General features: G+C 62.9%; 13 protein-coding genes and 1 tRNA gene. 4 read left to right on the forward strand and 10 right to left on the reverse strand.

Annotation, left to right across the window (positions count from 1 at the left end; genetic code table 11):
• Window positions 1-12: 12 nt before the first annotated feature.
• The 4 genes from KTF55_RS02640 to KTF55_RS02655 all read right to left on the reverse strand — a co-directional run bounded on the left by KTF55_RS02640 (window position 13) and on the right by KTF55_RS02655 (window position 6,419).
• A complete protein-coding gene (locus KTF55_RS02640) occupies window positions 13-2,895 on the reverse strand; it encodes a proton-conducting transporter membrane subunit (RefSeq protein ID WP_217107398.1) in 2,883 nt (960 codons plus the stop codon).
• Between the two features lie 285 nt (window positions 2,896-3,180).
• On the reverse strand, window positions 3,181-3,576 hold the full coding sequence (locus KTF55_RS02645; RefSeq protein ID WP_217107397.1) for a helix-turn-helix domain-containing protein: 396 nt from the start codon (window positions 3,574-3,576) through the stop codon (window positions 3,181-3,183).
• Window positions 3,577-4,025: 449 nt separating this feature from the next.
• Window positions 4,026-6,056 carry a bilirubin reductase, long form gene (bilR, locus tag KTF55_RS02650; protein WP_226790504.1) on the reverse strand — a complete coding sequence of 677 codons (2,031 nt, stop codon included), beginning with the start codon at window positions 6,054-6,056 and terminating at the stop codon, window positions 4,026-4,028.
• 286 nt (window positions 6,057-6,342) lie between these two features.
• Window positions 6,343-6,419: transfer RNA gene (locus KTF55_RS02655), tRNA-Met, on the reverse strand.
• Window positions 6,420-6,615: 196 nt separating this feature from the next.
• On the opposite strand from KTF55_RS02655, the gene KTF55_RS02660 reads away from it, so the two are divergent.
• The gene (locus tag KTF55_RS02660) at window positions 6,616-7,389 is read left to right on the forward strand and encodes a type III pantothenate kinase (protein ID WP_195919405.1); all 774 of its coding nucleotides are present in this window, start codon (window positions 6,616-6,618) and stop codon (window positions 7,387-7,389) included.
• 146 nt (window positions 7,390-7,535) lie between these two features.
• Here the strand turns inward: KTF55_RS02660 and KTF55_RS02665 are convergent, their stop codons facing one another.
• The 3 genes from KTF55_RS02665 to KTF55_RS02675 all read right to left on the reverse strand — a co-directional run bounded on the left by KTF55_RS02665 (window position 7,536) and on the right by KTF55_RS02675 (window position 10,828).
• Complete coding sequence (locus KTF55_RS02665; protein WP_217107395.1) at window positions 7,536-8,237, reverse strand: hypothetical protein; 702 nt, start codon at window positions 8,235-8,237, stop codon at window positions 7,536-7,538.
• On the reverse strand, window positions 8,238-9,980 hold the full coding sequence (gene folP, locus KTF55_RS02670) for a dihydropteroate synthase (protein ID WP_217107394.1): 1,743 nt from the start codon (window positions 9,978-9,980) through the stop codon (window positions 8,238-8,240).
• 95 nt (window positions 9,981-10,075) lie between these two features.
• Complete coding sequence (locus KTF55_RS02675; RefSeq protein WP_217107393.1) at window positions 10,076-10,828, reverse strand: NAD-dependent protein deacylase; 753 nt, start codon at window positions 10,826-10,828, stop codon at window positions 10,076-10,078.
• A 135-nt stretch (window positions 10,829-10,963) separates the two neighbouring features.
• On the opposite strand from KTF55_RS02675, the gene KTF55_RS02680 reads away from it, so the two are divergent.
• Window positions 10,964-11,782, forward strand: coding sequence for an exodeoxyribonuclease III (locus KTF55_RS02680; protein ID WP_217107392.1), 819 nt, complete (start codon window positions 10,964-10,966; stop codon window positions 11,780-11,782).
• Between the two features lie 538 nt (window positions 11,783-12,320).
• Here the strand turns inward: KTF55_RS02680 and KTF55_RS02685 are convergent.
• Genes KTF55_RS02685 through KTF55_RS02695 form a run of 3 tightly spaced genes read right to left on the reverse strand, consistent with a single transcriptional unit; the run spans window position 12,321 to window position 15,569 of the window.
• The gene (locus KTF55_RS02685; RefSeq protein ID WP_217107391.1) at window positions 12,321-13,034 is read right to left on the reverse strand and encodes a DUF6580 family putative transport protein; all 714 of its coding nucleotides are present in this window, start codon (window positions 13,032-13,034) and stop codon (window positions 12,321-12,323) included.
• A 4-nt stretch (window positions 13,035-13,038) separates the two neighbouring features.
• Entirely contained in the window at window positions 13,039-14,682 is a 1,644-nt protein-coding gene (locus KTF55_RS02690) for an ABC transporter ATP-binding protein (RefSeq protein WP_217107390.1), read from the reverse strand.
• Window positions 14,682-15,569, reverse strand: coding sequence for an energy-coupling factor transporter transmembrane component T (locus tag KTF55_RS02695; protein WP_226790505.1), 888 nt, complete (start codon window positions 15,567-15,569; stop codon window positions 14,682-14,684). Before KTF55_RS02695 ends, KTF55_RS02690 begins: the two co-directional genes overlap by 1 nt.
• Window positions 15,570-15,768: 199 nt before the next feature.
• On the opposite strand from KTF55_RS02695, the gene glmU reads away from it, so the two are divergent.
• Both glmU and KTF55_RS02705 read left to right on the forward strand, forming a co-directional pair.
• Complete coding sequence (gene glmU, locus KTF55_RS02700; RefSeq protein WP_217107388.1) at window positions 15,769-17,181, forward strand: bifunctional UDP-N-acetylglucosamine diphosphorylase/glucosamine-1-phosphate N-acetyltransferase GlmU; 1,413 nt, start codon at window positions 15,769-15,771, stop codon at window positions 17,179-17,181.
• Window positions 17,182-17,373: 192 nt separating this feature from the next.
• Window positions 17,374-18,360 carry a ribose-phosphate pyrophosphokinase gene (locus KTF55_RS02705; RefSeq protein WP_055285377.1) on the forward strand — a complete coding sequence of 329 codons (987 nt, stop codon included), beginning with the start codon at window positions 17,374-17,376 and terminating at the stop codon, window positions 18,358-18,360.
• The last annotated feature ends 10 nt before the right edge of the window (window positions 18,361-18,370 follow it).

Raw genomic sequence — 18,370 nt, forward strand, 5'->3', positions numbered from 1 at the left:
GGATGCCGCCTCCTAAATAAATACGTCGACGAGGATGGGCATAAGGTTGAGCAGGCCAAACACCAGCGCCACGCCCCATCCGAGCCTAAAGCAGCTGCGCCAGGTGCTGCGTGCGAAGGTGTTGTCGATCAGGACCTCGACAAAATACGTCGCGACCATCACGACCAGGGCGACCACCCAGCTCACCGGGTTGTCCCAGACAAAGAACATGCCCACCCACATCAAAAACAGCACGGTCTCGCACCAGTGCATAAGGGTCATCTTGGCCAGCGTGCCGCCGCTCATCTCGGTGGCGACGCCCTGGACAATCTCCTGATGCGCGTGATGCGAGTACGAAAGATCGAACGGCGACTTGCGCAGCTTGATGGTGAGCACCGCGAGCAACGCGAGGAAAATGGGTGCGCTGTACACGATGATGGGGGCCGACTGCCCCGTCACGGCGATGGAATCGAAGCTGTCGGTGGCAAGGTACAGGCCCACGCTCATCAGCAGAACGGCGGGCTCGTAACTCATAACCTGCAGCAACTCACGGTCGGCGCCGACCTGGGCAAACGGGCTTTGCGTCGAGGCGGACGCCAACACCACAAAGATCGCGGCGAGCGTCACCATAAAAGCGCACAGCAGCGTGTTGGAGCCCGACACAAAGATGCCGCCGCCCACGACGGTGAAGATGAGCGCGCACGCCATGTAGGTATCGTCCATGGTGTTTACGCTGGCAGGGGCTTTGCGCAGCAGCTTGGCAACGTCGTAGAAGGGTTGCAGCAGGCGCGGGCCCACGCGGCCCTGCATGCGAGCCGAAAGCTTACGGTCAAGACCGTCGATCAGGCCGCCCACAAGCGGCGCCAGCAGGGCAAACACCACGGTACCAATAAATATGCCCACGACACCCGAGCCTTCGAAATACTTACCGCGCAGCACCGAGGGCGCGCTCATGGCAAGCCGCTCGGGCCCAATCCACGCGCAACACAGCAGCGCAAACAAGATAATGCTGCAGCACACGACGCTGCCCGCGGGGCCAATACGCTTCTCGCCAAGGGCGTCCTCCGAGTACCAATTGCGCTTTTCGGCCTTCACCTCGTGTCCCATCGAGCCGCGGAAATGGCGATATTTGTCGGTTCCCACACCCGAAAGGTACACGTTGACGTGCGGCTTGTTGCTCACGCGGAATGAAGTCAGCAGCACCACGGCGATAAAAGCCACGATAACCACCATCAGATACATGGCGTCCTTGCCAATAACGTACGGCACGCGGCCAAACACCATGGCCAAGTAAGGCGACACCAGACCGCTCGAGATAACCGGAAACGCCACGCAGCACAGAATCAGCAGCGCGGCGATGGTGTTGAGGGCCATCCATTCGGTCTTATGGACATTGACCTCAACGTTTTGAGCCGTGGGGTCGACGCCCGAAAGCTTGGCAAGCCACTTGCCCCAGAAGAAGAACGTCGTGGCCGAGCCAAAGGCCAGCACCATGATCATGAGCACGTTGCCAGTCTGCGCAAACGCCACCAGGGCACCCCACTTGGACACGAGCATGCCAAACGGCGCCACAAACATGCCCATAATGCCCAGCATCATCAGACGCGTCAGGTGCGGCATGCGGCTGAACATGCCGTCCATGTCCTCGATATTGCGGCTGCCGATATGGTGCTCGGCCGTGCCCACGCACAGGAACAGCAGCGACTTGGCCACCGTGTGGAACAGGATCAGGAAGATGGCCGCCCATACGGCCTCGGGCGCGCCGACACCCAAGCAGGCACTGATGAGGCCCAAGTTGGAAATGGTGGAGTACGCGAGCACACGCTTAGCGTTGCTCTGCGAGATGGCCATGAGGGCAGCGAGCAAAAACGTGATGGCACCCACACTCGTGACCATAAAGCCGGTCACGGGATAGATGGCATAGAGCGGGCTCAGCTTGACCATCAGGAACACGCCGGCCTTGACCATGGTTGACGAGTGCAGCAGGGCGCTCGTGGGCGTGGGGGCAACCATGGCGCCAAGCAGCCAAGTGTGGAACGGCATCTGTGCGGCCTTGGTAAGGGCGGCGAGCGATAGCAAGATGACCGGCATCACCAGCAGCGCGGACTGCGCGGTGCCGGCGCCGGAAAGCTCGATCATGCCCGAGATGGTCAGCGGCATGCCGTTAACGTGCAGGTACATGAGTCCGGCCAAAAACGCGATGCCGCCCAGCATGTTGAGGATGATCTGGGTGAAGGCGTTCTTGATGGCCTCGGGCGTGCGCGTGTAGCCAATCATGAGGAACGAGCACACGGTGGTGATTTCCCAGCCGCAGAACAGCCACTCAAGGTTATCGCTCGTCACGATGACGAACATGGCCGAGAGGAACAGGAACATAAGCGCCAGGAACTGCGGGCGACGGTCGGGCGCGGTCTGCCCGCGCAGCGCGGCCTCGTGCTCGTCATGGGCCTGGAAGTCCTTCATGTAGCCCAGGGCATACACGCAGATTAGGCTGCCGACAATGCCGACGGCGAGGACCATGATCACGCTCATGTAGTCCAGGTAGAGCGGCGTCGCCGTGACGGCTTCGGCCGCGGGCAGCGTCATGGCTGCAAAGGCGAGCGAGCCCACCAGCTGGACTATGCCGAGCACCGTGGTGAGCGCGTTCCTATATTTGTACGCGTTGTACAGGATGACGGCGCACAGGATGACATCGATGGCGGAGCTGATGATCGAGAGCACATGCGAGGTGCCGGGGGCAACCTCAAAGCTCTGCGGACCCGTGCCAAAAAACATGACGGCGACTACAACTGTCACCGCCATAATAATGCCGGAACCTATGAGCCCCACCGCATCGCGGGCGCGGTCACCGCGCGCGAGCAGCATGCCCAGCGCCGGTACCAGCGGAAACAGGGTAAGGAAATACAGTAGCGTCATACCATCACTCCCCCATGCAAAAACGCTGCAATTGTTTAACGTTATAGCTCAATTGAGGAGCAGCGGCGGCAGGTTTTCGGTCAACTGGGGAGTTTTAGGCGTACGGGGTAAGGGCACGTCCGCTTTGGAGCAGTGGGGCGACGCTCCCCTATCGCAGCGACAGGCGCGCGGGCCACTGCGCGCGGTTTATTGGCCACTTTGGAGGATGTCCCGACAGGCTCGCGCCGGTCCAAAAAGTTGGCGCGGCAAGAAAAATGCGCCCCTATGGGCGCACCATCCCGTTTGCTATTCCGCCTTTTTAACGCGCGGCTTGCGACCGCGCGGCTTATCGACCAGTGCGGCCTCACCGCCCTCGCGGTACTGACGGCACCAAGCCTTGACCGAAGACTCGCTGGGAATCTTGTGCTTGATCATGGCCTCGCGAACCGTCAAGCCGTTTTCCAGACGGTCCTTAACCACAGCGAGCTTTACGTCGTACGAATAGGTGTGATGATGCGAACCGGCATTGAGAACGGCGTCGGCACCGCCCACGGCATACGCGCGGGCCCACTGACGAGCCGTGGCCTGGGGAATGCCAAGCTCCGCGGCGAGGGCGCGATGACCGACCCCCTCTTGAAGGATCTCGACGGCGCGCTGCCTAACCTCGGGCGCATGCGTGCGAGTCCTAGTTGCTTCCGACATACCTGCCACTTCTTAGCCTTAACCGTTAATCTGCTTTCTTACGTGCAAGTTAGATAGTAGCATTTTAGCGTTTGCTCAAAGCAGTTAATTAAAATAGACGCGGCGTTATCTGGGCATTTGGCACCAAATTACGACATTTCTTTATCGATTATTTACGCTGGTAGCTGACTCGCAGCTAATCGTCATTCGCTTGTCAACAAAATTGGCATCTCTTTATGTCCTTTGGTATAGAGGATATAGTTATTAACCCCTCCCCCAATAATTTTGAGTGATCTGCAGGACAGTAGACGTCCTCACTCCTCATGATTACCGCGCATTGCCATCCACCGGAGCAAAACAAAAAGGGCGGGACCTGCTGCGCTTGCAGGCCCCGCACCGGTTGACACCCGACGGGACACAGCCGGGCGAGACGGATCCGTGCTACCGCCCCGCCTGGCCGCGATGTTCAACTACAGCTCGTTGGCCGCGTGATATGCCGTGCGAATGGCGCTCGCAATGTCGGCGGTGCGCTCGCCCGAGCAGTCGCCCACGCGGGTCACGGGCACCGTCACGCCATCCAAGTCAAACGCGTTGGCCTTGGAGCCCACGGCCATCACCACGTAATCGCAGGCGATCTTCACCGGCTCCTCGGCGCCGTCCTCGGTGGTGCGAACAGCCTCCACGCCCTCGTCGGTAATGGCGGTCAGGCGGGTCTTCACGTGCTGCTCCACGTTGTGCTCTGCAAAGTCGCTCATAATCAGCGGCAGAATGGTCTCGGACTCGCCCGCGGCAATCTTGTCGAGCATCTCGACAATCGCCACCTCGCAGCCGTGCTGCAGCAGGTACTCGGCAGTCTCGGTGCCCACCAGGCCACCGCCAATGACGGCGACGCGCCCGCTGAGCTCCACCTTGCCGGCCAGCACGTCCCAGCTCGAGACGACCTTCTCCGAGTCGGCGCCCGGAACGGGGATGACCACGTCGTGCGCGCCCACGGCCACAATCGCGGCGTCGGCGGCGTTGAGGTCCTCAGCGGTAGCGGCATGGCTGAGCTCAACCTTCACGCCCAGGCCAGGCAGAATCTTCTCGTAGTACTCGACCGAGCGCATGATCTCGTCCTTGCGCGGAGGCGCAGCCGCCAGCACAATCTGGCCGCCCAAATGATCGCTCGCCTCGTAGATGGTCACGTCGTAGCCGCGCTTGGCCGCCACGCGTGCGGCCTCCAGGCCGGCGATGCCGCCGCCCACCACGGCGATCTTCTTGTCGCCCTCGCCCGGTTTAATGGCGATGGTCGCCTCGTCGCCGTTCTCCGCGTTGAGCACGCACGAGATGTACTTGCGGTTTTGAATCGCATCGACGCAGCCCTTGTTGCAGTTGAGGCACTCGCGGATGGGCTCACCCGTGGCGGCCTTCAGCGCAATATCGGGGTCGCACATGAGCGAGCGGCCATAGGCGATGACGTCGGCGGCGCCGTCTTCCAGAATCTTCTCGCCGGCCTCGACCGAGACAACACGGCCCACGGTTGCCACCGGCACGGAGACCAGGGCCTTGACGCGCTCGGCCACGGACAGCGTCCAGTTGTAGGGCATGGCGCCCATGGGCGGAATGGTGTCGCCCATGTTGCCGGTGTGGTTGGCCTGCGCGACCTGGATCATGTCGATGCCCGCGCCCTCGAGCAGCTTGGCAAACTCGCAGGCCTCGTCGGGCTGCAGGCCACCCTTGCCGCGCGGCGTGCCGTCGGGGTTCTCCATGATCACGGGGAGCTTGTACTCCACCATCAGCTGCGGCGCGGCTTCTTTAATGGCAGCGACGACCTCCAGCGCGTAGCGAACGCGGTTCTCGAACGAGCCGCCGTACTCGTCGGTGCGCTGGTTGAGGATGGCCGAGCACAGCGAACCCACCAAGCGGTCGCCGTGGACCTCGATGGCGTCGATGCCGGCCTGCTGCGCGCGAGCGGCCGAGGCAGCGATGGCCTCCTTGATCTGGGTGAGCTGCTCTACGCTCGCCTCGTTCACAAAGTGCTGCATGTCGTGATGCAGCTTGGCGTAGGCCTGGTTGCGGATCTCGTTGGACTCGGCCATCTTGGCGGCAAAGGTCTCCTCGTCGCCGGCGGCCTTGGCCTCCTGCGCGGCCTTGGCGGCAGCCATGGATCCCATGACCATGCGGCCGACACCGGGCACGTCGTACTCGGGGTGGAACAGCTGCAGCGCAACCTTGGCACCGTGCTTGTGGACGGCGTCGGCCAGGGCCTTAAACGTGGGGATCTGGGCGTCGGTCGCCAGCTTGGGCGTGGGGCTCGCGGTCATGACGGGAGCAACGTCGCCGATGACGATGTAGCTCACGCCGCCACGGGCCAGGCGCTCGTAAAAAGCCAGGCTGCGCTCGCCAATGGAGCCGTCGCGCTCCTCGTAGCCGGTGGTCAGCGGCGGGAACATAATGCGGTTCTTGAGCTCAAGGGGGCCAACCGTAATGGGCTGGAGCAGCTTGGATGCAGGTGCGGTCATGGACATTCCTCTCTTGTAGGCGCGGCGGCGATGATGCCGCGTAGTTGTCTAGAGGATATGGCATGGGAATACAGCAGCGCAACGGAAATCGGCGGACAGCAGGTAGCGGCAGGCGGATGGGATGAGCCCAACAACAGGTTTTTCTCGATCTGTAACACCTAGCCGCCCAAATCGGGTCTAGATGTTACAGATCGAGATTTTGTTTGAGAGGCCGAGAATTGGACCGAAAACACGGTCCCGAAATAACAAAAAAGCTCGCCGGCTAGGCCGACGAGCTGCAAGTTCTTGGTCGCGGGGGCAGGATTTGAACCTACGACCTCCGGGTTATGAGCCCGGCGAGCTACCAGACTGCTCCACCCCGCAATGTCTGGGCGCCTCATGTGCGCAAGAAAGAATATTACGCGGGAGTTCGGTAAACGGCAAGGAAAATCTCGTGGAGCATAATTCCTTCATATTTAAACCCCTCAGCCCCTATCACCGTAAACGAATCGCAGCCGAGAGCCGTCGGCGGCGCGTATACAATGGTGCGCGTCCTTTTATGCCAACACTGGGAGTAGACATGCTGCTCGCTATCGATATGGGAAACACGCAGACGGCCATGGGCCTGTTTGACGGAGACGAGCTGGTGCAGTCGTGGCGCATGCCCACCGACCGCTCTTATACCGCCGACGAGATCCATGTGCGCCTGATGGGTTTCTTTAAGATGTACGGCCTTTCGCTCGACGCGGTCGACGCGATCGCCTTTGCGGGCGTGGTGCCGCAGCTCTCGCGCGAATGGCACGCCGTGGCCGACCGCATTGCCGCAGATGCCATCGTCATCGGACCGCAGACGGCCGCGGTGACCAAGCTGCGCGCGGCGCGTCCCCAGGCCGTAGGTGCCGACCGCGTCGCTAACGCCGTTGCGGCCGAAACTTTCTACGGCGCGCCGGCAATCGTGGTGGACTTTGGCACCGCGACCAATATCGACGTCATCGATGAGGACGGTTATTACATTGGTGGAGCGATTGCGCCGGGCATCCGCATTTCGATGGACGCGCTCGCCGCCCGAGCCGCCAAGCTCGCCAGCGTGCCGCTCGAGGCGCCCGAGCACGCCATCGGCCGCGATACCGAGGAGTGCATCAAGGTCGGCGCCGTGATGGGCGCCGCCGCCATGGCCGAGGGCCTGGTCGCGCGCATGAAGCGCGAGCTGGGCCGCGAGGATGCCACCGTTATCGCCACGGGCGGTCTCGCCGGCATCGTCGCCGATTCGACCGATGCCTTCGACGTAGTCGACGGACAGCTCACCATCAAGGGTATCTGCGAAATCTACCGCCGCATGCAGGAGCTGGGATAGAGCAGGGGCTTAAGTCGAGTACACCCGATGACACAGCTCCCCCGCAAACGTTCGCCAAGCCTATTCCTCAGATAGGCGAAACCCTCCCCGGCACTGCCGAGGAGGGTCTTGTTGTCATCGTTGTCTTTGAGCGCTGGCGCCTCGCGTTACAGCCCGCGAATCCGTACGACCTCGGGCGGAAACTCTTGCTCGCCGGCATCGGTCTTGATGGTCGCACGACCCCAGATGTCCAGGCCCGCAAACACACCGACCGCAAGCGGCAAGCCGTTGGGCGACACCGCCGCAACTTGGCGGCCCAGCAGCGGCACCATGTCGAAGTACTCGCCCAGCACGGGAGCCAGCGGACCGGCAGCGCCCTGCGGCGTGTTGGCAACAACCGCCCAGGTGTCCACACGGGTCAGCACGGCGGCGGCCAACTCCTCGACCAGCGCTTCGTCGGCCGCATCCACACCGAGCTCGCTCAACGCCGAAAGCTCAATATCCACCGTCACGGCACCGAACATGCCCGCGGCACCGGCACCGCCGTTCACGGTAACGCGCGCGAACGACGTCTCAAATGCGGGCGCGCCGCACACAATGTCGCTCGGCCACTGGATACCCACCTTACCGGCAAGGCCCAACCCCGGCGTCGATGCCGTGCCCACGAGCGCGTCCATCATGCCCATCGCGGCCACAAACGGCAGGCCGTGGAAGGCATGCATGTTCACATCGGGGCGCACAACCAGCGAAAACGTCAGCGAAGCATCGCCCGCGCTCCACGCGCACCAGCCCGCGGACACGCCCTCGCGGCCCGCGTCGCGCGCCGCGTCGAGCTCGGTGCCGGCGACAACAGCATTCATCTCGACCATCTACATACGCCCCAATTCGCCCACGATATGGCCCACGCGGTCCTCGGGCTCCTTGACCTCGACACCGTTGTAGCGGAAGAACCGCGCCGGGTCGTGCATCAGGTCCTCGAGCGGCACCAGCACAAAGTCGCGCTCGCCAATGAGAGGATGCGGCAGGCGCAGCTTTTTGCCGCCGTGGGTCTCGCCATCCATCCACAGCAGGTCCAGGTCGATGGTGCGCGGACCGTTGGCCTTGGCCTTTTTGGAGCGGTCGCGCCCCAGCTCGGCCTCGATCTTCATGAGTTCATCGAGCAGCACCAGCGGCGCCAGCTCGGTCTTGATCTCGATGACGGCGTTGGCAAACGCGTCCTGGCGCGTCTCGTAGGCCGGCTCGCTCTCGTAAATCTTGGAGGAGTTAGACACGCAGGTGAGTGGAATCTCGGCGATCATCTCGCGTGCGGCGCGGATGTTGTCGCAGCGATGCCCCAGGTTGGAGCCCACGGCCACAAACGCGCGGCGCGGCTGCGGCTTGGCAACCGCCCAGTAGCCGTTCAGGAACTGCGCAAAACCCGCGGCGTCGTGCACGCGCACGATGTTGGCACCGGCCTGGATGGCGCCCAGGCACACGCCAAACGTAGCGGCATCGCGCTCGGCGGCCTCGGTCACGCCCGAGACGGCGCCCACAAAGCGCTTGCGCGACACGGCGCACATGAGCGGATAGCCCAGTGACGCCATCTTGGCAGTCTCGCGCTGGATGACGATGTCTTCGTTAGCCGACTTACCAAAGCCCGGGCCAGGATCGATGCAGATGCGGTCGCGCGACACGCCGGCATGGATGAGCGTGCGGGCCTGGTCGGACAGAAAGCCCATGACGCGGCGCATGATGGGCGCCGAATCGGGCAGGGTGAAGCGGCGGAGCTGCGAGGTGGGCACGTAGGCTTCCTCGCGGCGGGCGCTGCGGCGCATCATGGCGGCCAGGCGGTCATTGGACTCCGATGCGGCCTCGGTGGCTGCGGGCGTGGCCTCGGGCGCGGGCGCGACGGTCTCGGCGGCAGTAGCCTGCTCGGCGGCCGGCGTCTCCTGCTCGCTTGAAGGCTCGGACGTGGGCTCCGGTTCGCCAAACGGCAACGAGGGCTGCACCACGCCGCCCGGAAGCTTGGCCTCCGGCTTAGGCTCGCCCAGCAACTTGCCGCGACGGCGGCGAGCCGGCTTCTCGGCCTCACGCGCGGCCTCGGCAGCCGCCTCGCGCGCCTTCTCGGCAACAAACGCCGCTGCCGAGGTATCGAGCTGCACCGTTGCGTGCGTGCGTGCGGGCGCGGCGACCTCGCCGGCATGCATCACGATGACGCCGCAGGTGCTCGTCTTAACGAACTCGACCATCTTGGGATCGGTGAAGCCGGTCACGTCGTTGACGATCGAGGCGCCGCAGCGCACGGCCGCCTTGGCAACCGCCACATGACGCGTGTCGATCGAGACGATGGCGCCCTCCTTGGCCAGCGCGCGCACCACGGGCAGCACGCGGCGAGCCTCCTCGTCGGGGTTGACCGGGGTAAAACCAGGGCGCGTGGACTCGCCGCCCACGTCGATGATGTCGGCGCCGGCGTCGAGCATCGCCAGGCCGTACTCGATGGCGGCATCGGGGTCGAAGTGCTCCCCGCCATCGCTAAACGAATCGGGCGTCACGTTGAGGACGCCCATGATGCGCGGACGGTCAAAGCTGAGCTCGTACTTTCCGCACCGCCATGTCTTGCTGTCGTTCGCCATGAACATCCTCCTAAAATGCCCACGCCGCCGAGCTTGGGGAGCTGGCGGCGGGGTCGCTTTGCACTCAGTCTTTCTATTGTATCCGCGCGCGCGGGCTAGAACGCAAACGCGGCCGCGATGTCGCAAGAAATCAGCAGGTCGGCATTTGCATCCTGATCGGTGGGAGCAAGGTTGCATATGGCCAGCGTATCGCCGGTAAAGTATCGCGTAAGGCCTGCCGCCGGATACACCACGAGCGAGGTCCCGCCCACAATGAGGGCATCGGCCGCGGCGATGGCGGCAACGGCACCGGTCAACACATGCTCGTCAAGCGGCTCTTCGTAGAGCACTACATCGGGCTTGATGCGGCCGCCGCACGCGGGGCACGCAGGCACGCCCGCGGCATCCTCGTGCTCGCGCGAGCAAATCCACTCGGCGCTATAGACCGCGCCGCACGACTGGCAAATGTTGCGATGGACCGATCCGTGCAGCTCGAACACGCGCTGTGAGCCGGCCATCTGATGCAGGCCGTCGATATTTTGCGTCACCACGGCATCAAGCTTACCGGCGCGCTCCAGCTCGGCCAGCTTGGTGTGGCAGCGGTTGGGCTTGGCGCCAAGCGAGATCATCTTGGTGCGGTAAAAGTCGAAGAACTCGGCCGGATGCGCCTCGTAAAAGCTATGCGACAGCATGGTCTCGGGCGGATAGGCAAACTGCTGGTGATACAGGCCGTCCATGCTGCGGAAATCGGGGATGCCACTTGCCGTGGAAACACCCGCGCCGCCAAAGAAGACCACGCGCTTGTGGGTGCCGAACAGCTCCGCCAGCGCGGCGGAGGCCTGCTTGGGATCCGTTATTGCCTGCGTCATATGAGTTCTCCGTCCTTGTTGGTCGGGTAGCGTTGGGCGACGTCCCAGCATGCGGCCTTTAAGTCAGCATGCACGGAGCCCACCCCGCCCTTGTTGCGTTAATCTTAAGCCTGCCAACCCCGTCGAAAGGACACCATGCCTCAGACTTACACCTTTGCCTCGTGGAACGTTAACGGCCTGCGCGCCGTGCTCAAAAAGGACCCGAGCTTTATTCAAATCGCGCAGGAACTCGATGTCGATGTCCTGGCGCTGCAAGAAACCAAGTTGCAAGAAGGCCAGGTTGATATTGACCTGCCCGGCTATCACCAAACCTGGAGCTACGCCGAGCGTAAAGGCTATTCGGGCACCGCGGTCTTTAGCCGCCAGGAACCGCAGCGCGTGCTGCACGCCGACGCGCTGCTACCCTACGCCGGCGAGGGCGAGGCGGCCGTACTCGTCGCCCAAGCCGTAACCGAGGGCCGCGTCTGCGCACTCGAGTTCGACAAGTTTTGGTTTGTCGACGTCTATACGCCCAACGCCCAAAATGAGCTCGCGCGCATCGATGTGCGCATGGCCTGGGATGATGCCTATCGCGGCTTTTTGAGCACGCTTGAGCACGAAACCGGCAAGCCCGTCGTAACCTGCGGCGACTTTAACGTGGCGCACGAAGAGATCGACCTTAAGAACCCCAAGTCCAACCGCGGCAACGCAGGCTTTTCGGACGAAGAGCGCGGCAAGTTTACCGATCTGCTCAACGCCGGGTTTACCGATACCTGGCGCGCGGCAAACCCCGACGTCGAGGGCGTCTACAGCTGGTGGAGCTACCGCTTTAATGCCCGCAAGAACAACGCAGGCTGGCGCATCGACTACTTCCTGGTAAGCGACGCAATCGCCGACAACGTACGCGACACCGGTATCCGTGGCGACATCTTCGGCAGCGACCACTGCCCTGTCACCCTCACGCTAGAGCTCTAGCCCCCAAATGATCCCCCGGGGACGAAGGAATACAGATCACTTTTGCCCGCGCAAGGGCGCCCGCGTGACCCCGTCCGCCACGAAACCAGCCCATCTACTACGTTTAAGCCACTACCCTCAACCACAGCGAACAACGCAAAAAGAAAACCGCAGGTAGAAAGCCTGCGGTTTTTCATAAAACGCGGTCATGGTCGGGGGTATCAAGCTAAACGTAGTAGATGGGCCAGTTTCGTGGCAAGCGCCGTCAACTGATTTCCTGGGGACATCTGGAGACGGAAGAAAATGGATCAATTTGGCTCTCTAGGGGCCACGATGCCCGTCGTATCAGCCGGCCATTCCAAAACTATGCCGGTTTACGGGGCTGAATCGCGAACCCCCAGCCATGCGCAATTCCGTAATAATAAAACCGCAGGTAAACGGCTTGCTCTATTTTGAAAAAAGCCGGTATGGTCGGCCTGCGCCAATCTAGCCCCGTAAACCGGCATAGTTTTAAAATGGCACTTCGGCAGTATTGATTCCCGCTCCGACGCAGCCAGCCTTACAGCCCGTATTTCACGACGACACGGTTAATGCGGCGACACCAGGGCTTGTACAGGGCGACCAAGAACACGCAGGTCGCGAGGCCGTGTGTGATATCGAACGGCACCGCCGTGGCAAGACGCGCCACGGTACCCGCCCAGGTAAGCGGCTGTACAAAACCAATGATGTCATACGCGTTGATCACGACGCCATAGAGCAGGCCCGACGCAAAGCCGTACGCCAGCAGTGCTGGCATGCGCACGGTGCCGTCGGCGCGGTCGAACGCACCCGCATACGTCAGCGCACCGCCAACGTATCCCACGAGCCCCCAAGCATACATCTGCCACGGCGTCCACATGCCCTGTCCAAAAAAGAAATTGCTGGTCAGCGCCGCCAGCGCGCCAACCATAAAACCATTGCGACGGCCAAGCGTCGCCCCCGCGATAATGGCGATGGCGCTCACCGGTTTAAAGTCGGGAATGGGCCCAAACAGGATGCGCCCCGCCGCCGCCAGCGACGCCAGCACCAGCGTGGGCATAATCTGGCGCAAACCCGGACGAGATGCCTCGTAACCCGCAAAGAACAGCGCAAGCACCAGCGCCACTACAACCAGCATGGCAAGCGCCGCCTGCTCAATGCCCACCAGCAACGCCGCAGCCATCACTGCCGGCACTGCCAACAACAGCGGGACCTCCAGTTTTGCAAGCAAGCGCGAGAAACGACAGTCTGTCATCCCATCACGCCCTATAGAACACGTTGTCGGCAAAGAAGTCGGCCGGGGGCTCCATGCAGGCAATCTCGCCGTCAAACATCATGGCGACGTCGTCGGCTACCTGCTCGGCAAAGTCCAAATCGTGCGTAGCCATGATGACGGTGCCGCCAGCCTTCGCATGGTCACGCAGGGCGCGGGCGATAATGCGGCGGCTGAACAGGTCTAGACCCTTGGTGGGCTCATCGAGCAATAGCAGTTCGGGGCCGATTAGCAGCAGTTTTGCCAATGCAAGCAGTTGACGCTGCCCGCCCGAAAGATCGTACGGATGGCGCCCATCCAGACCCGACAGCCCCAAGCTCGCCGCACGCTCCCGCGCCAAGTTCTCGTCATATCCGCAGGTCGAGGCCCATTCCATCAGCTCGTCGCGCACCGTCTCGGCAACCAGCAGGGCCTTGGGGTTCTGCGGCAGCAGCGCAGCCGAGGCCGCCCCGCGCACCATACGACCACGCTGCAGCTTGGCAGTCTTGGCCAGCACCGAAAGCATCGTCGACTTGCCGCAGCCGTTACCGCCCACAACCGCATGCACCGCGCCAGCCGAAAACGACGCATCGAGCCCGCGCAGCACCCAGCCGGACGCTCGATCGTAGCGAAACCAGCCTTCCGACAGGGTGGTAGCCGACCCGCCGTGCATTTTTTGGAGTATTCTGCTTCCATCCGTGCGCGGGAAGGCTTCCGAGCCGTTCTCGAGCGACGTTTGCGCCACAAATTCGGACGATTTGTCCAATTCCGAACTTTTTTTCGCGCTCGATACGTCCCCGGGCGGCTCCAGAGAGCCCAAATTGTCCTCACGCCTGCTGAATACTCCTTTATTTGCACATCGGATGGCACCCCACCCCAACATGTCATCGGAAAACAGCGATTCTCGGCGTCCCAAAGAAGCCATATCCGCCAGCTCGCGCACGCGACCGTCCTCAATCCGGTACGCACACGTCGCGTATTCGAGCATTGGGCGCGGCTGATGCGTCGCCACAGCAACCGTGCAGCCCAGCTCGCGATTCACACGAAACAGCGCGTGCAGGAAATTCTTCTCCGCAACCGGATCAAGCTGAGACGTGGGCTCGTCGAGCAGCAGCACGCGCGGGCGCAGCGTCAGAACGGCCGCCAACGACAGCAACTGTTTGCGACCGCCCGAAAGCGTGTCAGTATCGCGGTGAAGCCAATCTTCCAGCCCAAAGAAATAGCTGGTCTCAGATACGCGACGGCGCATCTCATCACGCGCTAGCCCCAAGTTTTCCAGGCCAAACGCCATCTCGTGCCACACGGTTTCGCACACGATCTGGTTCTCGGGATCCTGGAACACATAGCCCACGCGCTCCGCCGATGCCCGCACATCCATGTCGGCGACGGGCTCGCCCAGCACGCGCAGTTCGCCAGTGCGCTCGCCCGCCGGAGCGATCTCGGGCTTGAGCAGCGACAGCAGCGTCGACTTACCCGATCCGGTACCGCCAACAAGCAGCGCAAATGCACCTTGGGGAACAGACCAGTCGAGCCCCTCGAGCACCGCAGCCTCAGCCCCGGGGTAGGTAAAGCTCAGACCCCGTACCTCAATCGCAGGCACATCAGAGCCGCACGCCCCGCCCGTTACCGAGCAGCTATCCAACCGGGTCATCAGCCAAACCTCTTCTCGTCAATCGCGTGCAACACACAGGGCAACACCATCCAAGCCGCGTACACAATATAGCCAGGCCACGGCGCCGGCACCGAAAGCTGAGGGTAAAACGAATACTGCGTTGTCGCGGCCCACGCCGCCGCAACCGCAGCGGCGCCAAACAGCGCAAGCCCCACCAGCGCGGCAACGTCGCTGTGCCCCAGTCGATACCGCGCATACGTCGTACGACGCGTCGCGGCACCCCACCCGCGCGAGCGCATCGTGTCCGCGCGCTCCAGCGAATCTTCCATGCCCCAGCCCATCAACACGCTCGATGCCCGTAGGCGCGAACGCACGGGATCGGCCGGCGCGCGACCCGGCACATCAATCGCATCCTGCACCGCCAGTACCGTACGACCGCGGCGCAAAAACTGTGGGATAAGCCGCATGCACATCGAAATCATGAGCGCGATCACCGGTGCGGCGTTACCCAGAAGCGCAAGCACCTTGTCGTAGCCAAGCATCGACGCCGCAGCCTCAAACCACAGTACGCTCGCCACAAACAACCCGCCCATGCACAGGCCGTATACCATACTCTCCAGATACACCGCACGCATGCCAATACGAAACACCTCCGTCGAGCCCGAGGCGCTAAACAGTGGATTGACCAGCGCGATAATCAAAATCACCGGCAGCTGCCAGCGGAGTGCGCCCAGCGTGCGGGCAGCCCCACGCGTCGCAAATCCATACGCCAGCCCGCCCGCAAGTGACAGCGCAATCAGCACCGGCTGCATCGAGAACATGGTGAGCCCCAGCGTCAGCACTATATAGAGTGCCGGCACCGCCGGATGCGACATCGAGAACGCCGCGACGGGCTCGCCGCCAAACTCCTCTCGTATGTTGTCCACGGGCACCCCCGTCCCCTCGCTCAAACGACAGCTCCGCAGCACCGCCAACGCCGCACGCAAGCAGTGCAAACGCCATGCCGGCGGCGCAAGCCTCAACCGCCGCAAACCAATCGTTACGCGCTCATCATATGCCTGCGGTATCATATTGCGCCGTGTATCGTTTCCAAACACACGTCTCTATAACGTAACAGGAGATCACATGGACGCAACCGCAATTATCCTCGCTGCCGGCGAGGGCACCCGCATGAAGTCGAACCACTGCAAGGTTTCGCACAAGATCCTGGGCAAGCCCATGGTCCAGTGGATCGTCGACGCTACCATCAAGGCCGGCTGCAGCCGCGTCGTGGTCGTCATCGGCAGCCACGCCGACGAGATGCGCGCCCTGATCGACGGCGCCTACGCCAACAGCGCCACCAAGGTCGAGTGCGTCGAGCAGACCGAGCGCCTGGGCACCGGCCACGCCGTAAAGGTCGCGCTCGAGGCCTGCGGCATCACGCAAGGCCCCGTCGTCGTGCTCAACGGCGACCTGCCGCTCATCACCGCCGACACCGTCGCCAAGTTCGCGCAGACCGTCGCTACCGGCGAGCTCGCCTGCACCGTCATGACCATGACCCCGCCCGACCCCTTCGGCTACGGCCGCATCAAGCTGGGCGCCGACGGCCAGATCGAACGCATCATCGAGCAGAAGGACTGCACGCCCGAGCAGGCCGCCACGCTGCTCGAGTGCAACGCCGGCTGCTACGCCTTCGACGGCGCGCAGCTCGCCGCCCACATTAACGAGATCGGCAACGACAACGCGCAATCCGAGTACTACCTGCCCGACATGCTCGAGATTCTCAAAAGCCACGGCCAGGCTGTCTCCATCTTCCACTGCGATGACTACCGCGATGGCCTGGGCGTCAACAGCCGTATCCAGCTCGCGCAGCTCACCGCTATCGCGCGCGACCGCATCAACGAGCACTGGATGGCCGAGGGCGTTACCTTCATCGACCCCACGCAGGCCTGGATCGGCCCCGATGCCACCATCGGCCGCGACACCGTCGTGTGGCCGCAGACGCACCTGATCGGCCACGTCACCGTGGGCGAGGAGTGCCAGCTCGGCCCCAACAGCCGCCTCACCGACACCACCGTCGGCAGCGGCTGCATCATCGATGAGACCATCGCCATCGAGGCCGTCATCGAGAACGGCGTCGACTGCGGCCCGCGCGCCTACCTGCGCCCGGGCACCCACATGCTCGACGGCTCCAAGGCCGGCACGCATGTGGAGATCAAGAAGTCCACGATCGGCGAGGGCTCCAAGGTGCCGCACCTGTCCTACATCGGCGACACGACCATGGGCTCCGGCGTCAATGTCGGCGCGGGCTCCATCACCTGCAACTACGACGGCGTCCACAAGCACAAGACCGTCATCGGCAAGGATGCCTTCATCGGTTCTGACACCATGATGGTCGCGCCCGCCCAGATTGGCGACGGCGCACTCGTGGCCGCCGGCTCCGTCATCACCGAGCCGGTCCCGGCCGACGCACTCGGTCTGGGCCGCGCCCGTCAGGTAAATATTGAGGGCTGGGCCGCCGATTATCGCCGCCGTCTGCACGAGGACGACGAGGCATAACGTTTCGCCAAGCACAAAAGGAGCTGTTCCCTGGGGACGGCTCCTTTTTCTATCGTGACCTGCGCGGCCGGATGAGTGGTCGGTTCGTGTCCGTTGACGGTAAAGACGTTATCAAGACCCGATTAACCCCGCCGCACGGTTACAATGCAAAAAGGCATCTATATGGCATTCGATGTATAAAGGAGAAGGGTAATGCCGATTAATGATCCCGAGAAGTCGGAGAATATGCGCAAGTCCATCCGCGTGTATTCCGGTTCCTCCAACCGTCCCCTCGCTCAGAAGATCGCTGAGTACCTTGGGGTCGAGCTTTCGGGCCTTACGCTAAAGCAGTTCGCCAACGGTGAGATTTACGCCCGCTACGACGAGACCGTCCGCGGCGCCGACGTCTTCCTGATTCAGTCCGTGGCCGGCGGCAACGTCAACGACATGCTCATGGAGCTGCTCATCGCCACCGACGCTGCCAAGCGCGCATCCGCCCGCTCCATCACCGCCGTTATCACCCACTACGGCTATGCCCGCCAGGACCGCAAGGCCGGCCCGCGCGAGCCCATCACCGCCCGCCTCGTCGCCAACCTGCTCGAGCGCGCCGGCGTCGACCGCATCATCACCCTCGACCTGCACCAGGGTCAGATCCAGGGCTTCTTTGATATCCCGGTCAACCACCTGTCCGCACTGCCGCTGTTTGGCCAGTACTACAACGCCATGAACTTCGACACCGACAACCTGGTTGTCGTCTCCCCCGACGTGGGCCGCGCCAAGGCCGCCAAGAAGCTGTCCGACATGCTCGGCTGCGACCTGGCCATCGCCCACAAGGGCCGTCCGCGCCACAACGCCGCCGAGGTCATGGGCATCATCGGTGACATCAAGGGCAAGACCTGCATCATCAACGACGACATGATCGACACCGCTGGCACCCTGTGCGCCAACGTCAAGGAGCTCAAGGCTATGGGCGCTGGCGACATCTACGTCTGCGCCACCCACGGCATCTTCTCCGGTCCGGCCATCGAGCGTCTGAACGACGCCCCGATCGTCGAGTGCCTCGTCACCGACGCCATTCCCGTCGAGGTCGGCGGCAAGATCAAGACCATCTCGGTCGCCGAGGAGTTCGCTCAGGCCATCTCCGCCGTTTACCACGAGGAGCCCGTCTCCACGCTCGTCGGCGGCGACTTCGCGCTGTAGTCCAACGCGC

The organism is Collinsella sp. MSK.8.10 (assembly GCF_019041915.1).
Classification (GTDB): Bacteria; Actinomycetota; Coriobacteriia; order Coriobacteriales; family Coriobacteriaceae; genus Collinsella.